General features: G+C 45.2%; 16 protein-coding genes and 1 tRNA gene. 16 read left to right on the top strand and 1 reads right to left on the bottom strand.

The features are described 5' to 3' along the window. The first annotated feature begins 79 nt into the window (after positions 1-79). From BMZ93_RS02450 to BMZ93_RS02415, 8 genes are all read left to right on the top strand, one after another. Positions 80-1,267 (top strand): aminotransferase class I/II-fold pyridoxal phosphate-dependent enzyme, encoded by a 1,188-nt coding sequence (locus tag BMZ93_RS02450; protein WP_091501849.1) that lies wholly within the window; start codon positions 80-82, stop codon positions 1,265-1,267. 59 nt (positions 1,268-1,326) lie between these two features. Further along, the gene (gene truB, locus BMZ93_RS02445; protein WP_091501847.1) at positions 1,327-2,238 is read left to right on the top strand and encodes a tRNA pseudouridine(55) synthase TruB; all 912 of its coding nucleotides are present in this window, start codon (positions 1,327-1,329) and stop codon (positions 2,236-2,238) included. A 153-nt stretch (positions 2,239-2,391) separates the two neighbouring features. Continuing rightward, positions 2,392-4,866, top strand: a complete 2,475-nt coding sequence (locus BMZ93_RS02440; protein ID WP_091501846.1) for a DUF1542 domain-containing protein — start codon at positions 2,392-2,394, stop codon at positions 4,864-4,866. Between the two features lie 84 nt (positions 4,867-4,950). Next, the gene (ribF, locus tag BMZ93_RS02435; protein ID WP_091501844.1) at positions 4,951-5,907 is read left to right on the top strand and encodes a riboflavin biosynthesis protein RibF; all 957 of its coding nucleotides are present in this window, start codon (positions 4,951-4,953) and stop codon (positions 5,905-5,907) included. A gap of 187 nt (positions 5,908-6,094) precedes the next feature. Continuing rightward, on the top strand, positions 6,095-7,129 hold the full coding sequence (hrcA, locus tag BMZ93_RS02430; RefSeq protein WP_091501843.1) for a heat-inducible transcriptional repressor HrcA: 1,035 nt from the start codon (positions 6,095-6,097) through the stop codon (positions 7,127-7,129). Between the two features lie 12 nt (positions 7,130-7,141). Beyond that, the gene (gene grpE, locus BMZ93_RS02425; RefSeq protein ID WP_091501841.1) at positions 7,142-7,720 is read left to right on the top strand and encodes a nucleotide exchange factor GrpE; all 579 of its coding nucleotides are present in this window, start codon (positions 7,142-7,144) and stop codon (positions 7,718-7,720) included. An 88-nt stretch (positions 7,721-7,808) separates the two neighbouring features. Further along, a complete protein-coding gene (gene dnaK / locus BMZ93_RS02420; protein WP_091501839.1) occupies positions 7,809-9,668 on the top strand; it encodes a molecular chaperone DnaK in 1,860 nt (619 codons plus the stop codon). Between the two features lie 87 nt (positions 9,669-9,755). Then, positions 9,756-10,664 carry a DnaJ C-terminal domain-containing protein gene (locus tag BMZ93_RS02415; protein ID WP_091501837.1) on the top strand — a complete coding sequence of 303 codons (909 nt, stop codon included), beginning with the start codon at positions 9,756-9,758 and terminating at the stop codon, positions 10,662-10,664. A gap of 108 nt (positions 10,665-10,772) precedes the next feature. Here BMZ93_RS02415 and def read toward each other — a convergent pair whose 3' ends face one another. Beyond that, positions 10,773-11,348, bottom strand: coding sequence for a peptide deformylase (gene def, locus BMZ93_RS02410; RefSeq protein WP_091501940.1), 576 nt, complete (start codon positions 11,346-11,348; stop codon positions 10,773-10,775). A 208-nt stretch (positions 11,349-11,556) separates the two neighbouring features. Here def and BMZ93_RS02405 point away from each other — a divergent pair, with 208 nt between their 5' ends. The 8 genes from BMZ93_RS02405 (at position 11,557) to BMZ93_RS02370 (ending at position 18,443) form a co-directional block, all read left to right on the top strand. After that, positions 11,557-11,832 (top strand): UPF0223 family protein, encoded by a 276-nt coding sequence (locus BMZ93_RS02405; protein ID WP_091501835.1) that lies wholly within the window; start codon positions 11,557-11,559, stop codon positions 11,830-11,832. Beyond that, positions 11,825-12,622 carry an inositol monophosphatase family protein gene (locus BMZ93_RS02400; protein WP_091501833.1) on the top strand — a complete coding sequence of 266 codons (798 nt, stop codon included), beginning with the start codon at positions 11,825-11,827 and terminating at the stop codon, positions 12,620-12,622. The genes BMZ93_RS02405 and BMZ93_RS02400 overlap by 8 nt, the downstream gene beginning before the upstream one ends. Positions 12,623-12,675: 53 nt before the next feature. Next, complete coding sequence (typA, locus tag BMZ93_RS02395) at positions 12,676-14,517, top strand: translational GTPase TypA (protein WP_091501831.1); 1,842 nt, start codon at positions 12,676-12,678, stop codon at positions 14,515-14,517. 58 nt (positions 14,518-14,575) lie between these two features. After that, positions 14,576-14,665 (top strand) — tRNA-Ser (locus BMZ93_RS02390). A gap of 260 nt (positions 14,666-14,925) precedes the next feature. Next, positions 14,926-16,602 carry a BspA family leucine-rich repeat surface protein gene (locus tag BMZ93_RS02385; protein ID WP_091501829.1) on the top strand — a complete coding sequence of 559 codons (1,677 nt, stop codon included), beginning with the start codon at positions 14,926-14,928 and terminating at the stop codon, positions 16,600-16,602. 258 nt (positions 16,603-16,860) lie between these two features. Continuing rightward, positions 16,861-17,541: an AzlC family ABC transporter permease gene (locus BMZ93_RS02380; RefSeq protein WP_091501827.1), complete on the top strand. Its 681-nt coding sequence runs from the start codon at positions 16,861-16,863 to the stop codon at positions 17,539-17,541. Next, positions 17,538-17,861, top strand: a complete 324-nt coding sequence (locus tag BMZ93_RS02375) for a branched-chain amino acid transporter permease (RefSeq protein ID WP_091501825.1) — start codon at positions 17,538-17,540, stop codon at positions 17,859-17,861. Before BMZ93_RS02380 ends, BMZ93_RS02375 begins: the two co-directional genes overlap by 4 nt. Before the next feature lie 84 nt (positions 17,862-17,945). Beyond that, entirely contained in the window at positions 17,946-18,443 is a 498-nt protein-coding gene (locus BMZ93_RS02370) for a YbhB/YbcL family Raf kinase inhibitor-like protein (RefSeq protein WP_091501824.1), read from the top strand. Positions 18,444-18,452 lie beyond the last annotated feature (9 nt).

Below are 18,452 nucleotides of genomic sequence, written 5' to 3'. Positions count from 1 at the left end.
CATAAAACCTGTCAATTCGGCTTGAAATAAGTTAGAATATTAGTAACATTTAAGTAGATAAATAGAAAGAAGTGATTCAATGACTAACCATATTCCAGCATTAAATCCTGAAGTAACGGCGGTGCCAGCCGATAAGCTTTTGGGCTTCCAACAAAGTATTATGGGTGTTGATGACTTGCTCTTCCTGACTTTTGGAGAACCTGGTTTTGACACGCCTGAAGCAGTAAAGGCTGCCACTGTTGCAGGAGTTGAAGCAAACCATTCACACTATGGTAACTCACAGGGGGACCCTGAACTACGTCAGGCCGTCCTGGACTACATGAAGGACCGTTATAACTTGCAGTACGATTCAATCGAACAAGTTGTTGTAACGGCTGGTGTGACAGAGGCTATTTTTGCCATCTTCAAGACTTTACTCTCACGGGGCGATGGTATTTTGATTCCAGATCCAGCCTTCGGTTCTTACTTCTCATCAATTGAAATGGCCGGTGGGCAGGCCATTGCGGTGGATACTTCAAAGACTGGCTTCAAGTTGACGCCAGAATTGTTAGAAGAATCCATTAAGGAAGCCACGGTTCCTGTGAAGGCCGTGCTCTTTAACTACCCAAGTAACCCAACTGGTGTTACTTATACCAAGGAAGAGTTGGAAGCTTTGGCCAAGGCCTTTGAAAAGGCTGGCGTATGGGTCATTTCAGATGAAATCTACTCAGAATTGACTTACGGACGTGACCACGTATCTATTGGGGCCTTGATTCCAGACCGTGCCATCGTCGTGAATGGCTTGTCGAAGTCACACGCTATGACTGGTTACCGTGTCGGCTTCGTAATGGCACCAAAGGACGTCGCTGCTGAAATTCAAAAGGTGCACGCTACTTTGGTATACTCCATCCCAACCTTTGTCTACGATGCCGCTTTGGCTGCATTGAAGATGCCAAAGGCTGACATCCAGCCAATGATTGACACTTACCAAAAGCGTCGTGATATGGCGGTGAAGGTCCTTCGCGATTTGGACTTTGACGTTTTGTCACCAGACGGTGCTTTCTACATCTTTGCTAAGTTGCCAGATGATATTGAAGAGGACGGTTGGACTTTTGCAGAGAAGCTAGCCAAGGAAGGAAAAGTCGGGGTTATCCCTGGGGAAGCCTTCTCGATGTTCGACGGGGCCAAGCGCTACGTTCGAATTTCATACGCAGGTGACACTGACCAGTTGCAAGAAGGTCTGTCCCGCTTGCAAGCTTACATTGAAAAGGTTCGCGAAAACCGATAAAATAAAAGCCGACGATTTCACTTTGAATGACCGGCTTTTTTACTTGAATGGAGAATGAAATGGCAAAGCAAGCGAGTACGTTAACTGGTTTACTTGTGGTAAATAAGCCCAAGGGGATGACCTCCTTTGGCGTTGTAGCCCGTCTGCGCCGTGTTTCTGGGCAGAAAAAGATTGGGCATGCGGGGACATTAGACCCCAATGTGGACGGTGTCTTAGTGGTTGCGCTGGGGAAGGCGACCAAGTTGATTGACCTGCTACAGACCCGCCCAAAGACTTATCAGGGCACGGTTACCTTTGGCTATGCGACGGAGAGTCAGGATGCCGATGGGGAAGTGGTGGAGAAGAAGCCGCTGGATGAGGGACTGGATGAGGCCGAGTTGCAGTCGGCCTTTCAGTCATTGGAAGGCGACATCATCCAGATTCCGCCAATTTATTCAGCTGTCAAAGTCAATGGCCGCCGCTTGTACGAATACGCCCGTGCTGGTCAAGAAGTCGAGCTACCTAGGCGAGAAGCAACTATCTACGAGTTTAAGCCAACCTCAGCTTTACGCTGGGAAGAAGGACAGCCCTACCAGTCGATTGACTTTGAAGCACGAGTCTCAAAGGGGACCTATATTCGAACTTTGGCCTATGATTTAGGAAAGTCTTTGGGTCTACCAGCAACGATGACTTCTTTGACACGTACGGCTGGTTCTGGATTCTCGCTTGACCAGGCGGTTGATCTGGACAAGTTAATGGAAATGTCCGAAGAAGAGGTTGAGAAACAACTCCTACCAATCGCTGATGTTTTGGATTACGAGCGAAAAGATTTGACGGATGAAGAATATTTTGCCGTTTCACACGGTCAAAAAATTTCAAAGTGGCCAAAGAACGAGAGTGGTTATTACCAACTGTATTATGACCAGAAGTTAATCGCTGTTTACTTCTATTCGGATGAGGATGAACTCTGGCGTTCACGTTATCAATTTTAAAAACAAATAATCTAAAAATAAGGATACTAGCTATGAATATAGCTAGTTTTTTTGTTTATTTTAACGAAGTTCAGATAATTGAAATACTAGAGGAAAGGATTATAATTCTCTTTGTGACGATATAAACAATAAATATATTTTGAGGAGAGGAAAATGAGCTTTGAAAAGCGCGTTTCAAGTGAAAGAGTAGAACGGAAGCAGTTACGAAAGGTAAAGAAGAACTGGGTTGTGGTTTCGGCGACAACGGTAGCCTTTCTTTTGGCCGGACAGGTCTTGTCAACAGAACAGACGTCTGCTTCAGACAACCAGGTGAACAAGCAGTCCGTACAGGCGAATGGCGATGGTGTTGTTCAGCCAACGGTGGGCTATTCCAACGATGGGTTAAATGTTGCGGACAACGACAAAACGACCTATAGTTATACAAATCCAGGAAGCGCTGATAAGAGTATTTTCCTTGTGGGAATGAATCAGAATATTAAGGTGAACATTGACGGTCAACTATACAAGACTTTTTCAGCACGGGCGAGCTTAAGCCGCTATTCCAAGGTGGATGAAAATGGACACCGTAACTGGTACTTTGATAAAGTCGATGTGAACGCCCAACAGCCTGGTATTACATTTGGACCAAACGCGAAGTACATCGCAAGCACTGATCAGGTCGTGCGCTTCTTCTTTAGTCCACTCAACTTTACTGACAATCAAAAGGTTACTTATCCAGAGACTTATTCACTACCTGAATTAAAGACTGACAAACTTGATTTTGTCTCTTTATCTCAGATGGAGAATGGACAAAGCATTTTTGATTATGTACAAACAACTGAAAATGGTCTCTTTGGCTTTATGAACAAGAATTCAGCTGTTGATAAGAATGCGGACGGTCAACCATATCGAATGGCGGTTGGTACGAATCAGGACTATTCCGTTTTGAAACACGGTGAAAATACCGTGGATATCACGCTCAATTTGAAGTCTAAAACCCATGTGGTCACCACACAGAAAAAGGTGACGCGGACGATTCACTTCCAAGATGCGGATGGAAAGAAGATTGCTGGGATGACTGATGTGAACTGGCCGGTCACGTTGAATATTGCCCAGACGGTGAGTGACTTTGACGGTTCAAAGGTGGGCGACCCTGTTGTGACGGTGGCGCCAGGATCTGCTAACAAAGCCTGGTCTGCTTATGAGCCTGTTAAAAATACAGCTGATTACCAACTGAAGAACATCGTGGACAGCAAGGGGGAGTTGGTGTCCGATAACCAGCTTCCAGCTCTTAACGACTTTGATATCAACTCAGACAACCAAGAGTACACGGCGGTTTATGAGGACCGTGTGGGGATGGTATCAGCGACTGATGATTTACCGGACGCAGTAAAGGCCCAGCTACAAAAGTCGATGACTCGAACAGTCCATTTTCAAGCAGCGGATGGGGAGCATCAGCAGCTGCTAGCTGATAATAAAGAAACGGTGTCTATGATTGGAACGGCTCTTTATGACTATCGGACCAAGCAGCTCGTGAATCCTGACCAGATTACTTGGAAACTGGCAGATGGGTCAGCCAAGGCTTGGTCTGACCTAAAATTGGATAACAAAATTCAAGTGAAGGGCGAGACTTATGCGAATCCAGTGGTTCATTCTGGTTCTTTGAAAGGGCGGACGTTCGGCTTGACCGACCCAGCAGTAAACGAGGAGGTTACCGTTTACTATGACTCAGAGGCCGAGATTGATGAACAAAAGAAAGAGGCCAAGAAGGGGCTTGCGGACTACGCTCAGAAGATTATCGATGCCATTCAAAAGGACGATTCTTTAACCGAATCTGAAAAGGATAAGCAGAAGGAAGCTGTTAACGATTCATTAGCAGGAGTAGAGAATGGCATTACTCATTTGAGTACGACCGATGAAATCGAGCAGGCGGTGAAAGATGGGCAATCCGACCTTGATAAGGGGCACCAACCTGGTGAGAGTATCGCAGAACAGAAGGAGGATGCCGGCAAGACTTTAGATGATTACGCTAAGCAAATTATTGATGAAATTCAGCAGGATGAAAAGCTGTCCAAGTCCGATAAAGCCAAACAGGTCGATGCTGTCAAGGAAGAACTGGCAAAAGTAGAAGAAGCGCTATCTGCCTTAAAGACGGCTGACGAAATTGATAAGACCCTTGACCAGGCTAAGAAATTACTGGCAGATCAATATCAACCAGCTTCAGATGATGGTAAGAAGGGCGACGACGGTAGTAAGGGTCAGCCAGGTTCTGGTGATGATAAGCAGCCCGGTGACGATGGGCAACCAGGTGCCGGGGAAAATGACAAGCCGGGTGCTGACGATCAGAACCAACCGGGTAGCGATAACTCACAGCCAGACGATACCAATCCTGACAAGGACAACCAAGCTGGTAGTGGGGATGGCAAGCAAGTTCCTACTGCTCCAGCCCATCAGAAAAATGATGGGGATAAGACCGGGCAGAAAGAGCAATCATCTTCCAAGACAGCTGCATCAACGTCTGAGAGTGGCCTGCCAGAAACCGCTATTAATCAGAAGATTAGCTTAAAGGAAACGGTGCTTGCTGTTCTCACCTGGACAGCAATGGCAGCGGCAACGGTTTACACTGTTTTTAAGCGAAACCACAAGTAAGTTTTAGCTATTAAAAGAGTAGAAGGACAGTTTCATTCTATTGAAACTGCCTTTTTTATTGATAAAAACGTTATAATAAAAAATATGACAGAACTATATAAGATTCACTACCCTTTGGATAACAATATCTATCAAGCATCGGACCAAGTTGTCGTGATGGGCTACTTCGATGGTGTTCATAAGGGTCACCAGGCCGTGATCAAGGCCGCGAGGGAGAAAGCTGATAAACTCTGCTTGCCCTTAGCGGTTTTAACGTATACGCCATACCCCGGTGTTGTTTTTGAAAAACAGTCTTTGCCCTGGCACGACCTGACACCCTTGGATGAAAAGGTGGCCTTATTAGGGGAGCTCGGCGTGGACCGTGTTTACTGCTTGAATCTGACGTCGGCGCTGTCGACTTTGAAGCCGGAAGACTTCGTTGAGCAGGTATTACTCGCTTTGCGTGCTAAGGCGGTTGTGGCTGGTTATGACCATCTCTACGGTCGTCCAGCTGACCGAGCGGACATGGCCCATTTGCCAGAGTATGCGCAAGGCCGTTTTGAAGTTATCACTGTCGGTAAGAAAACGCTGGCTGGGGATGATGCCGCTGCCAAAGTCGCCTCCCGGGATATACGGGCTGCACTGGCAGATGGCGATTTGGACTTTGCGAATGACAACTTAGGCCGTGCCCACCGGACGACAGGAATTGTGGTCCATGGGGATGCCCGTGGACGAACGCTTGGGTTTCCAACCATTAACGTTTGGACGCCAGAACTTGAAACGCTGCCAGCACTTGGTATTTACGTGGTGCGGGTGCAGATTGCTGGCCAGACGGTGAAGGGGATGGCCTCGATTGGTCGGAACGTGACTTTTGAAGCCAACCGGCCGGTGACGGTGGAGATTAACTTGCTGGACTTCAAACAGGCGGTGTATGGTGAACCCGTCAAAGTCGACTGGCTGCAATACCTCCGTGGCGAGGTGGCTTTTGATTCAGCTGAAGATTTGATTGCCCAATTAGAACGCGATCGAGAAGACACCAGAGAATACTTCAAGAAAAACTAGTCGAAAGGCTAGTTTTTTATTTTGGAAGAAGGCGATGGTGGCGGCCTTTGTGGAGAAGATTTAATCTTCATTTAGCACTCTTTAAAAAAGACTGCTAAAAAGGGTTGCATTCTATACAAGCTTGCGTATAATAAGAATTAGCAGTTGAGGTAATCGAGTGCTAAACAAAGAAAGGTCGGGTGCTTTGGTGTTAACGGAAAGACAAAAGCGGATTCTAGCCGCCATCATTTACCAGTACACACAAACCGCCCACGCCGTTGGGTCAAAGACTCTGCACGACGAGTTAAACCTAGATGTTTCTCCAGCGACAATTCGAAATGAAATGTCCAGCTTGGAAGCAGCTGATTTAATTAAGAAGTTACATACTTCTGCTGGTCGTGTTCCTTCACTTGAAGGTTACCGTTACTACCTAGACCATCTAATGGGTAAAGCTGGTGTTTCAGACCAGGAAATTCAGATGGTGGCAAAGCAGATTCGCGGTAACTTCCACGAGTTGGACGAGTTACTTGATCAAACAGCGAAATTGCTCGCGAAGGAAACTGGGTTAACGGCTTTGGTCTTAAAGCCGAAGCCAATTAACCTGAAGATTTCATCCTTCCAACTGATTCCGATGGAAAACCGGCAAGTGATTGCCGTGTTGGCCACATCAGATGGAAAGGTGACATCGCAGACCTTCCGCTTGCCAAAGGAATTACCTTTGGATTCCCTTTCAGGAATGGTGGCCTACATCAACGCGCAGATGGTTGGACGACCCGTTCACGAAGTCCTCTCACTGATGACTTCAGAACAGTTACCCGTCTTACTATCACGCAAGATTGAAAGTCCCGCAGCCTTCCTCCAATTGTTCGGTGACGTTCTTGCTCGTTCGGTTTCTGAAACCGTTCACCTGGGCGGACGGTTCAACCTCTTGGAGGTGGCAGACGACGCCTACATGGATGTTAAATCAGCTCGTAAGATTTTGGAGCTCTTTGATTCACCTGATGCCGTCCGGCATTTGGCGAAAGCCAAGCCGGGCCAGGTGAACATCCGATTAGGCGAGGAATTACACACGCCAGTCTTAAATGACTTTGCCATGTTATCAACCGCCTTTACGGTTGGTCAGGATGACAGCGGTGTGATTGCGCTGGTCGGTCCAATGCGATTACCTTACGCCGAACTGTCGCGTTTGCTTTCAGCATTCGCTTCGGCCTTGGATTCAAAACTCATCGAATACGATAGATAAAAGGAGGCTCTCGTGGCCAAGAAGAATCAAGAAGATCAAGTTGAAGAACAAGAAATCCAAGAGGAAGAAAAGGCCCAGGATTTCGCTGGTGAAAACCCAGAAAAGAAGCCAGAGGAAAAGGCAGAAGCAAAAGAAGCTGACCCAATGGCTGAATTGAAGCAGCAGTTGTCTGATAAAGATGACGCTCTTCTCCGTGCCCAGGCTGAGATTCAAAACATCCAGACGCGTAACGCACGTGAGATGGCCAACATCCGCAAGTACGACGGTCAGAAATTGGCCGAAGCCATCTTGCCAGTTGTTGATAACTTGGAACGTGCCTTGGCTGTTGATGCGGAAGGTGACGATAAAGTCGCTCAGATTCACAAGGGTGTTCAAATCACTTTGAAGACCTTGAAGTCCGCTTTGACTGCCAACGGTATCCAAGAAGTCGGCCAGGTCGGCGACGACTTTGACCCACAAACGATGCAGGGTGTCCAAACAGTACCTGCTGAAGGTGAGTTGAAGGCGGACCAAGTAGCGGCGGTTCTCCAAAAGGGCTACATGCTACAAGACCGTGTTATCCGACCTGCAATGGTTGCGGTTGCACAGTAAGTAAACTTACATATGGTGAATCAACGTTTAACGTACCACACCGAAAAAAGCTAAAAATTGTTAATTTAAGGAAAAAGGAGTATCGAATATGTCAAAGATTATTGGTATTGATTTAGGAACAACGAACTCTGCTGTTGCTGTTTTGGAAGGTGGTAAGCCAAAGATTATCACCAACCCTGACGGTGGACGGACAACACCATCTGTTGTCTCATTTAAGAACGGGGAAACCCAAGTTGGTGACGTGGCAAAGCGCCAAGCCATCACAAACCCAGACACGATTTCATCAATCAAGTCACACATGGGTGAAGCTGGATACAAGGTTAAGGTTGACGGTAAGGAATATACGCCACAAGAAATCTCAGCCATGATCTTGCAGTACATCAAGGGCTATGCTGAAGATTACTTGGGCGAAAAAGTCGACCAAGCAGTTATCACAGTTCCTGCTTACTTCAACGATGCACAACGTCAAGCAACTAAGGATGCTGGTAAGATTGCCGGTTTGAAGGTTGAACGTATCATCAACGAGCCAACGGCCGCAGCTTTGGCTTATGGTTTGGACAAGTTGGACAAGGATGAAAAGATTCTTGTTTACGATTTGGGTGGTGGAACATTTGATGTTTCTATCCTTGAATTGGGTGACGGTGTCTTCGAAGTTTTGTCAACAAACGGTGATACTCACCTTGGTGGTGATGACTTTGACCAAAAGATCATCGACTACTTGGCTGATGAATTCAAGAAGGAAAACGGCATTGATTTGAAGCAAGACAAGTTGGCCTTGCAACGTTTGAAGGATGCTGCCGAAGCTGCTAAGAAGACTTTGTCATCAGCTTCTGAAGCACAAATTGATTTGCCATTTATCGCTTCTGGTGACCAAGGCCCATTGCACTTGCAAATGTCATTGTCACGTGCAAAGTTCAACGAATTGACAGCTGACTTGGTTAAGAAGGCTGAGCAACCTGTATTGAACGCTTTGAAGGATGCTGGTTTGTCATTCTCTGACATCGATGAAGTTATCCTTAACGGTGGATCAACTCGTATCCCAGCCGTTCAAGAATCAGTTAAGAAGTTGACTGGTAAGGAACCTAACCACTCAATCAACCCTGATGAAGCCGTTGCCTTGGGTGCCGCTGTTCAAGGTGGAGTTATCACTGGTGATGTGAAGGACGTTGTTCTTTTGGATGTTACACCTTTGTCACTTGGTATCGAAACCATGGGTGGTGTCTTCACGAAGTTGATTGACCGTAACACGACGATTCCTACGTCAAAGTCACAGGTCTTCTCAACGGCCGCTGATAACCAACCAGCCGTTGACATCCATGTCTTGCAAGGTGAGCGTTCAATGGCTGCCGATAACAAGACATTGGGTCGCTTCCAATTGGCTGACATTCCTGCAGCCCCACGTGGTGTCCCACAAATCGAAGTTACCTTCGATATTGACCGTAACGGTATCGTAAACGTTTCTGCTAAGGACCTTGGTACTCAGAAGGAACAAAAGATTACCATTCAAGCTGCTGGTGGATTGTCTGACGAAGAAATCGAAAAGATGATGAACGACGCCAAGGCAAACGAAGAAGCCGACAACAAGAAGAAGGAAGCCGTTGAAACGCGCAACAACGCTGATCAATTAATCTTCCAGACTGAAAAGACTTTGGAAGAAGTTGGTGATAAGTTATCTGAAGAAGACACAAAGCCAACGAAGGATGCTTTGGAAGCTTTGAAGAAGGCCAAGGAAGATGCAGCTGCTGAAGATGCTGACTTGACTGATTTGAAGGAAAAGTCTGACGCATTGTCAAAGGTTGCCCAAGAATTGGCTGCAAAGCTTTACCAACAAGCACAAGCTGCTCAAGGTGGAGCCCAAGGTCAAGAAGCTGGTCAAGGCCAAGCGAAGGATGACAACACTGTCGACGGTGACTTCGAAGAAGTTAACGATGACGACAAGAAGAAGTAATTTCAATTTGAAATAACTTTCTATTATTAAAACAGGCTAGGGAGACCTAGCCTGTTGTACATACTATGAATTAAAGGAGCTGAGCTTGTGAATAATACGGAATTTTATGATCGACTTGGTGTTTCAAAGGACGCCAGCCAGGACGAAATCAAGAAGGCCTACCGAAAGTTATCCAAAAAGTATCACCCCGATTTGAACCATGAACCAGGGGCTGAGGATAAGTATAAGGAAGTCCAAGAAGCCTGGGAAACCCTAGGTGACCCTAAGAAGCGTCAGCAGTACGACCAATTTGGTGCGGCTGGTGCTAACGGTCAAGGTGGCTTCGGCGGCTTTGGTGGCGCACAGGGTGGCTTTGGAGGAGACTTCTCCGACCTTGGCGACATCTTCTCTCAGATGTTCGGTGGTGGCTTCCAGCAGGATCCAAACGCACCCCGTCAGGGACGTGACTTGCAGTACCGCATGCAGTTGACTTTTGAAGAAGCCATCTTCGGTACTGAAAAGCATGTGAAGTATACCCGTTCACAAAACGACCATAAGCAAACTGAAGTCAAGGTGAAGGTGCCAGCCGGTGTCGAAACCGGACAACAAATGCGCTTGGCTGGTCAAGGTGAAGACGGTGTCAACGGTGGACCACGCGGAGACCTCTTCGTTGTTTTCACTGTTGCAGCCTCAAAGGACGGCTTCGAGCGTGATGGTGCGGATATCTACGTGCAACAGGACATTGACTTTGTCACTGCTACGCTGGGTGCTGAAATTCCTGTGAAGACGGTTCACGGTGACGTGAAGTTGAAGATTCCAGCCGGAACTCAAAACGGCCGTCGCTTCCGTTTGGCAGGTAAGGGGGCACCACGTTTGCGCGGAGCCGGATTTGGTAACGAATACGTTGTCATCAACGTTGTCGTACCAACCAAGTTAAACAAGGAACAGAAGGCTGCCATGGAAGAATTTGCCAAGGCATCTGGAAAGCCAGCCGGTAAAAAAGGTCTTTTTAAGTAAATTAGTTTAAATAAAAAGCAGTTCATCATTTAAGATGAGCTGCTTTTTTAGCTAAATCCAAAAGAAAAGTCCATTGAAAAAATCAATTTCAATGGACTGAAAATATTTTTAAACGTACTTTGTATTGTCGTCAATCTTCCATGGTTCAGCCTTATTGATGTGATCGTAGTAAAGCTTACCGTGGAGGTGGTCAATTTCGTGCTGGAAGACGATGGCAGGGTAGTCACGAAGTGTCTTTTCGTAAGTGTCACCCTTTTCGTCTTGGTAGCGAACCTTAATCTTCTTTGAGCGGGGAACGAAGCCGGGAACGTCTTCGTCAACTGAAAGACATCCTTCACCAGTTTCAAGGGCTGTTCGACCGACTGTTTCTGAAATGATAACGGGGTTGAAAACCACACCCTTGAAGTAGGGTTCTTCGTCTTCTTCAGCTGGATCAGCTGAAGGAATCAAGATGGCTGTCATCTGTAGTGATTTACCAACTTGGTTGGCAGCTAGACCAACACCTGGGCGTAGTCCGTATTCTTCATTCTTTTCAGGGTCCTGTGACACGACCAAGTAGGTCATCATGTCTTCTGCTAGCTGACGGTGTTCTTCCGAGAGTGGGAAGGGCACTTTTTCGGCTGTCTTCCGCAAGACTGGGTCGCCATCTTTTGTAATCTTATCCATGGTAAAGCGAATTGTCATGGGCAAAGCCACCTTTCTTTTCATACCTCCTAGTATAGCAAAAAAGATGACTGATGTGAAAGGGCTGCTGGGACTTTATCGGTATTAAATAATACAGTTTTGAGATAAGTGTGCTTATTATTTTTGAAAAGTCAGACGGGCATCATCTAGATATAGTGGACAGTCCTTGTTAGAATGTACTTAGGAAATGCAATTAAAGGAGTGAAACATGGCTGATAATTATCAACTACCAATTGATGGTAACTGGGACGTCAATGACATGATTGCTGTGTCAAACTTAGTGGATGCTGTTTTACAGGTCTATGAAGGTGGCTGTGATCGAGCACGACTGTTAGATGCTCATCAGCAGTTTAGCCAGGTAATTCCTTCAAAGGCTGAACAAAAGCGCTTTGACCGTGACTTTGAAGAGCAAACTGGTCACTCAATCTATCAAACAATGAAGCTGACGGCCAACGGAAATAACCGGGTGATTGTGAGTGATTGATTTAAGTAGCCAGGAAAAAATTAAAGAGATTGATGACCTGGTGTCTGGCTGGATTAAGACTTTAGCGGTTCAAACCAAGGAGCAGCGAGCCAAACATGGACTAAAAGTTTCCAATAAAGACGGCGACCACCGTAATTTAGTCACTAACATTGACCGGGCGAACCAAAAGGTTTTGATCGATAAAATTTTAGCGCTAGATCCGGATGCCCACTTTGTCTGTGAAGAGGCGGGGGAGGCCCGTGCTCAGTCAATGGACGGGCAAGTTTGGTTTATCGACCCGATTGATGGCACCTTGAACTTTGTTTTGGAGAACCGGGACTACGCCATTATGATGGCCCTCTATGAGGATGGAGAGCCAGTTCTCGGTTGGATTTGTGACGTGCCTGCGGCACGACTTTTTCATGGGGGACAAAAAACTGGTATTTATGAAAACGAGCGGGCGTTAGAGCCACTGACAGATAAGACTTTGACTGATTCCGTTGTCATCGTTTCTGGCCGACGGTTAGTCGTCGGTGAGAAACCCTATGGCGAGCTGGCTCAGAGGGCCTGTGCCTTCCGTGTTTTGGGATCGGCAGGCATTTCATTTACACGGCTTTTCGCCGGTTCTGCACAGGCCTATTTGTCTAAGTTATCCCCTTGGGATTTAGCAGCCGGAAGAGCGTTAGCTGAGGGAATGGGTTATCAGGTTAAAAACCTTGACGGTACCTCTCCTAATATGCTATTATCTAACTCAGTATTAATCGCTACAAGCAGTATTCATCGCGAGGTAGTCAAGATGGTGAAAGACTAGGGGATACCTCCTAGTCTTTCTTGTGAGTAGCTAAGATAAAGGAGCACAAGAAATTGGCAAAACTTCGCGAAGATATTCGTAATATTGCAATCATCGCCCACGTCGATCACGGAAAGACGACGTTGGTGAATGAAATGTTGAAGCAGTCAGACACAATGGACGCCCGTAAGGAAGCAGCTTTGGGTGACCGTGCCATGGACACGAACGACATTGAAAAGGAACGTGGAATCACGATCTTGTCAAAGAACACGGCTGTCCGTGTTGGCGACCGTCAGATCAACATCTTGGACACACCTGGTCACGCCGACTTCGGTGGAGAAGTTGAACGTATCATGGGAATGGTTGATGGAGTTCTCTTGGTTGTTGATGCCTTTGAAGGTACAATGCCACAGACTCGTTTTGTTTTGAAGAAGGCCTTCGAACAACACTTGACACCAATCGTTATCGTTAACAAGGTGGACCGTCCAGGTGCACGCCCAGCCGAAGTCGTTGATGAAGTCTTGGACTTGTTCATCGAATTGGGTGCCGATGACGATGATTTGGACTTCCCAGTTGTCTTTGCATCAGCTATGAACGGAACCACTTCATTGGATCCAGAAGTTGATACACAAGAACACACAATGAAGCCTATCTTCGATAAGGTATTCGAAACGATTCCTGCACCAGTTGACAACTCTGACGAACCATTGCAGTTCCAAGTTGCCATGTTGGACTATAACGACTTCGTTGGTCGTATTGGTATTGGACGTGTTAAGCGTGGAACAATCAAGGTCGGAGATAACGTTCGCGTTATGAAGATTGATGGTTCTACTCAAGACTTCCGTGTTACTAAGTTGGCCGGATTTATCGGTTTGGACCAAGTTGACATCACAGAAGCCAAGGCCGGTGATTTGATCGCCGTTTCAGGTATGGAAGACATCAACGTTGGTGAAACTGTTGTTGATCCAGAACATCCTGAAGCATTGCCATTGCTTCGTATTGATGAACCTACTTTGCAAATGACTTTCCGTCAAAACGACAGTCCATTTGCTGGTCGCGAAGGTAAGTTTGTGACTGCTCGTCAAATCGAAGACCGTTTGCACCGTGAATTGCACACCGATGTTTCATTGCGTGTTCAAGACATGGACCAAGCTGGTGCTTGGTTGGTATCTGGTCGTGGTGAATTGCACTTGTCAATCTTGATTGAAACAATGCGTCGTGAAGGCTTCGAATTGCAAGCTTCACGTCCACAAGTTATTTTCCGAGACATTGACGGTGTGAAGTCAGAACCATATGAATCAGTTCAAATCGATACTCCTGATGAATACTCATCATCAGTTATCGATTCATTGAACCAACGTAAGGGTGAAATGCAAAACATGGAGTCAGTTGGTAACGGCCAGACTCGTTTGACTTACATGGCCCCTTCACGTGGTTTGATTGGTTACTCAACTGAATTCATGACTGCTACTCACGGTTACGGTATCTACAACCACACGTATGCAGAATACCGTCCAATGGTTAAGAACTGGGAACCAGGTCGTCGTAACGGTGCCTTGGTCTCAATCAACCAGGGACAGACTACGAACTACGCCATCATGGGTGTTGAAGACCGTGGTCAAATGTTCGTTGGTGCCGGTGTTGACGTTTATGAAGGTATGGTTGTTGGTATGAACGCTCGTGACAACGACATCTCTGTTAACGTTACGAAGATGAAGCCACAGTCAAACGTTCGTTCATCTAACAAGGATCAAACCGCTTCTATCAAGACGCCTCGCGAAATGAACTTGGAAGCATCACTTGAATTCTTGAACGATGATGAATACGTTGAAGTAACGCCTGAAAATGTTCGTATCCGTAAGGCTATCTTGAACACTTCAGAACGTGAAAAGGCTGCAAAGCGCAAGAACAAGTAATTTAATAAGCTTTAAATTTAACTGTTCTAAATTTGTCAAAAATTTAGGGCAGTTTTATGGAGATATGGCACAATCTGGTACTGCAGCGGACTCGAAATCCGTCGAGCCGTCGTATGGCGGTGTGCGGGTTCAAATCCCGCTATCTCCTTGACCATTATCAAGAGAGGGTAAGAGGGCCCATAAAGCCCAGTCTTATCCTCTTTTTTTTTTTTACGGTGTCTATGGAAAGCAAGAGAAAGCAAGCAAAAAGGCAGAAAAATAACAGAAAATAACACTATTCCATTGATGTACTGCTACTTTGGACCGATTTAATTCTGGTCCTTTTTTAATTGACTACTTAATTTGCATTTTATTTAAAAGAGACCTATAACGGAACTGTACTTATAATAATTACAGAAAGGGATAGTTATGGTTAATTTAAATATTAATGTTGATAAAAAGAATCGTCATGTAAAACGATGGGTTGCAGCTTCTTTAGCTTCCTTTGCCTTACTAGGGGCAGTGAGCGTAACACCGGCAACACAACATACCTTGCCAGTGTCACAGGTTAGGGCAAGTGCCGATACGACGAATGGTACTTTTGGAACGGTTAGTTATACTTATGACAATTCAACGAATACTTTGACCTTTACGAGTGGGGGAACCTTGCCAGTAAGCTCAGCTTCTAGCCTTTCGACTCTCTTCCCAAATGTTCAGCACATTGTCTTTACGCAAGCGGTTGCGGCACCTCAACAATCCGAAAACTTATTTGGCGGTCTAACTAAACTAACTGACTTTACTGGCCTGACTAATTTGGATACCTCGAACACAGAGCATATGGGGAGCCTGTTTGCTGATGATTCTTCTTTGACTTCAGTTGATCTAAGTAAATTCAATACGGCAAATGTTGGAAATTTTGATAAAATGTTTTACAACTGTTCCTCTTTAACAAGCCTTGATGTTAGTTCATTTAATACTGCCCAGGTCACAAACATAAACGATATGTTTAATGGTTTATCTAGTGTGAAAAATCTGGATTTGAGTACCTTTAATACAAACCGTTTACAGTACACGGAACGCATGTTCGAAAATACAAGTAGCTTGCAAACGGTGGATCTTTCAAGTTTTACTACCTTGATTACTTCTGGTTCTTATCAAACATTTTCACAAATTGGTAATGGTCAGAAGCTCTTTGTTAAGTTGGCTCAAGCAAGGATTGATCCAGCAGAGAGCACGGGCTTAGGTGACCATTCTTCATCAGATCGATACGGCTATTACACATTAGTTGATAGTCCATCAACAGCTAATCCACAGGCATTGACAATGAATGCCAATGATTATACGACTTTCTTTGATACCGGTGCAAAAACTGGAGGTTGGTATGAGTGGGGAACGACCGTACCAGTAACGCAAATTACTGAAACAAAGACAGTTAAACGAACAATTAATTATTTAGATTCTAACCATAATGAAATTGCTGGGCAAAGTCCATTGGTTCAAACAGTCTCTTACCAACGAACCGCTACTAAGAATTGGTTGACGGGTGCTGTGACTGACTACGGTCAATGGCAATTAGCCACTGACTCTGCCACACAGTTCTCTGATGTACAGATTCAACAAGAACTAGGGGATAACTACATTGATCCTAAGGTGAACGATAAGGCTGTGACCGAGATTAATGCTGAAACACCAACGGCAGATAGCTCGGATGAAAATATTGATGTCATCTATTCGACTAAGACACCAACACCAACGCCAACGCCAGCTCCAACACCAAATACTCCTGTTACGCCAACACCAACACCAAGTAACAATGGTGGAAATGGCTCGAATACTCCAGCTAACGGTGGTACAACTCCATCAAGCAGCGGAAGCAATACACCAGCTGCAAGTCATACACCATCAAGTGAAACCACTAATGGAACAAGTGGAAAGACAGCTAAGGGCGTTTATGGCAGCTCATATTCAGTAGCGGGAAACGCTGTTCGTCATGCTATGCCAGAAACGGGCAAGATGATTGAAAAGAACGCGGGAATCTTTGTTCCAGCATTCTTAGTTGCTGGTCTCTCAACGGTTGGATACTTATTGACAAAGCGTAATAAGTAATCGATAGTTCAAATACTTTCATTAAAATTTGAATGAAATTAAAGCAAGTGCCTTTTAAGTACTTGCTTTTTTAATAATCTGAAAAAGTCAATGAATTAAAAGTTAAAAGCTGTTACAATACTTTAGTAAGTGTTTTTAAAAGATATTTATTAATTTTGTTTTTTTATACTAACAAAGTTCTTAAAAATCCCTCATAATTTTTAGGGACTTTTTTATTGGTAATTATTCACTACCCTTTATCACAGGAGAGGTGACAAAATGAGTTCTGAATTTAAATTAGCTTTTCAAAAGACAATCCCAATCATGGCTGGCTTTGCCTTTTTAGGGATGACCTATGGCTTGTACATGAACCAGTTAGGTTTTAACTTCCTATTTCCAACCTTAATGGCCATGACGATTTTTGGCGGATCGGTCGAGTTTGTTGTGGGAAACGCTTTGTTGAAGTGCTTTAACCCGTGGGGTGTGCTACTACTGACGGCCATCATTAACTCCCGCCACCTTTTTTATGGTATTTCCATGTTGGAACGTTATAAGAATACTGGTTGGCGAAAGATTTATTTGATTTTTGGAATGGTTGACGAATCCTTTTCGATTAACTATGCGACAAAGATTCCCGAAACGATTGATAAGAAGCACTTCTATTTTTATGTAACATTCCTTAACCATTTTTACTGGGTGATGGGCGCGATGATTGGAGGCCTCTTAGGTTCTCTCATCACTTTCCAAATCAAGGGAATCGACTTTGTCATGGTAGCGCTCTTTATCGTGCTATTCATGGACCAGTTCGTGAACGAGGAGAAGCACTTCAATTCAGTCACCGGGATTGTGCTGGCCCTGGGGTCACTCTTTATCTTTGGTCCGGAATACTTCCTACCCATTTCAATGCTCTTGATGGTCGGTGTTCTTTACATTCGCTACCGAAAGGAGGAGGGCCAATGACATTTACTGAGCAGCTTTGTACGATTGCCATTGCCGTTTTGACGACCATGGCCTCCCGCTTTTTACCTTTTATGATTTTTAATGGGAAGAAGCCGACCCCTGACTTTGTCAGTTACTTAGGCAATAATTTGCCACCGGCCATTCTTGGTATCCTAGTGGTTTACTGTTATAAGAGCCAATTGCTGCATTCCAGCCACGATACTCTGTTAGCGGTCATTGCGGGCTTGCTAACGATTGGTGTGCACCTCTACAAGAAAAATATGTTGATTTCGATTCTGGTTGGTACGTTGTCCTATGTCGCGTTGGTTTACCTGACTTAGAAAGTCTTAGGGGACAACAGTTACTAAATTGTATTCTTATCATTTGCTGTTAAACTATTAGTAGAGAACAAAAAGGAGTAAATGATGAAGATTAAAGAAATGTCTGGTTATTTACCTGATAAGTACGGCAAGTTTGCACCAGAAGCGTTCCGCGATTCTGGTATTCCGGTTTGTTCATTTCCATTTAAAGTGGACAAGTTGCCCGAAGGGACCAAGGACTTAGCCATTACCTTAATTGATTATGACGCAGTGCCTGTCTGTGGATTTCCGTTCATTCACTGGTTAGCCACTGGCTTTGGGCCCGTGACGGCGGTGGAAGAGGATAGCTCACGTGCCGATAAGGACTTGATTCAGGGAGAGAATAGCTTTGGTTCAAAGTTCTATCCTGATTATGGTGTGAACATCACCCAGCACTATGGTGGCCCAATGCCACCTAACTGTGATCACGATTACACGTTGACCGTCTTTGCCCTAGATGAAAAGCTAGACCTATCGAACGGCTTTTATCTCAATGAGTTGATGAAGGCGATGAAGGGGCACGTGTTGGCCGAAGATAGCACTGAGATCTTGGCTAAGTCATAATTTTTACTG

This window comes from Fructobacillus durionis, from assembly GCF_900112405.1.
In the GTDB taxonomy this organism is placed as follows: domain Bacteria; phylum Bacillota; class Bacilli; order Lactobacillales; family Lactobacillaceae; genus Fructobacillus; species Fructobacillus durionis.
The sequence above is the reverse complement of the archived record's forward strand: the minus strand, read 5'-3'. Positions and strand labels throughout refer to the sequence as shown.

Coding starts and splice junctions, on each gene's coding strand:
- BMZ93_RS02380 (WP_091501827.1), top strand. CDS start 16,861: ATGAGTTCTGAATTTAAATTAGCTTTTCAAAAGACAATCCCAATCATG.
- dnaK (WP_091501839.1), top strand. CDS start 7,809: ATGTCAAAGATTATTGGTATTGATTTAGGAACAACGAACTCTGCTGTT.
- truB (WP_091501847.1), top strand. CDS start 1,327: ATGGCAAAGCAAGCGAGTACGTTAACTGGTTTACTTGTGGTAAATAAG.
- BMZ93_RS02385 (WP_091501829.1), top strand. CDS start 14,926: ATGGTTAATTTAAATATTAATGTTGATAAAAAGAATCGTCATGTAAAA.
- BMZ93_RS02405 (WP_091501835.1), top strand. CDS start 11,557: ATGGCTGATAATTATCAACTACCAATTGATGGTAACTGGGACGTCAAT.
- BMZ93_RS02440 (WP_091501846.1), top strand. CDS start 2,392: ATGAGCTTTGAAAAGCGCGTTTCAAGTGAAAGAGTAGAACGGAAGCAG.
- BMZ93_RS02450 (WP_091501849.1), top strand. CDS start 80: ATGACTAACCATATTCCAGCATTAAATCCTGAAGTAACGGCGGTGCCA.
- BMZ93_RS02375 (WP_091501825.1), top strand. CDS start 17,538: ATGACATTTACTGAGCAGCTTTGTACGATTGCCATTGCCGTTTTGACG.
- BMZ93_RS02370 (WP_091501824.1), top strand. CDS start 17,946: ATGAAGATTAAAGAAATGTCTGGTTATTTACCTGATAAGTACGGCAAG.
- ribF (WP_091501844.1), top strand. CDS start 4,951: ATGACAGAACTATATAAGATTCACTACCCTTTGGATAACAATATCTAT.
- def (WP_091501940.1), bottom strand. CDS start 11,348: ATGACAATTCGCTTTACCATGGATAAGATTACAAAAGATGGCGACCCA.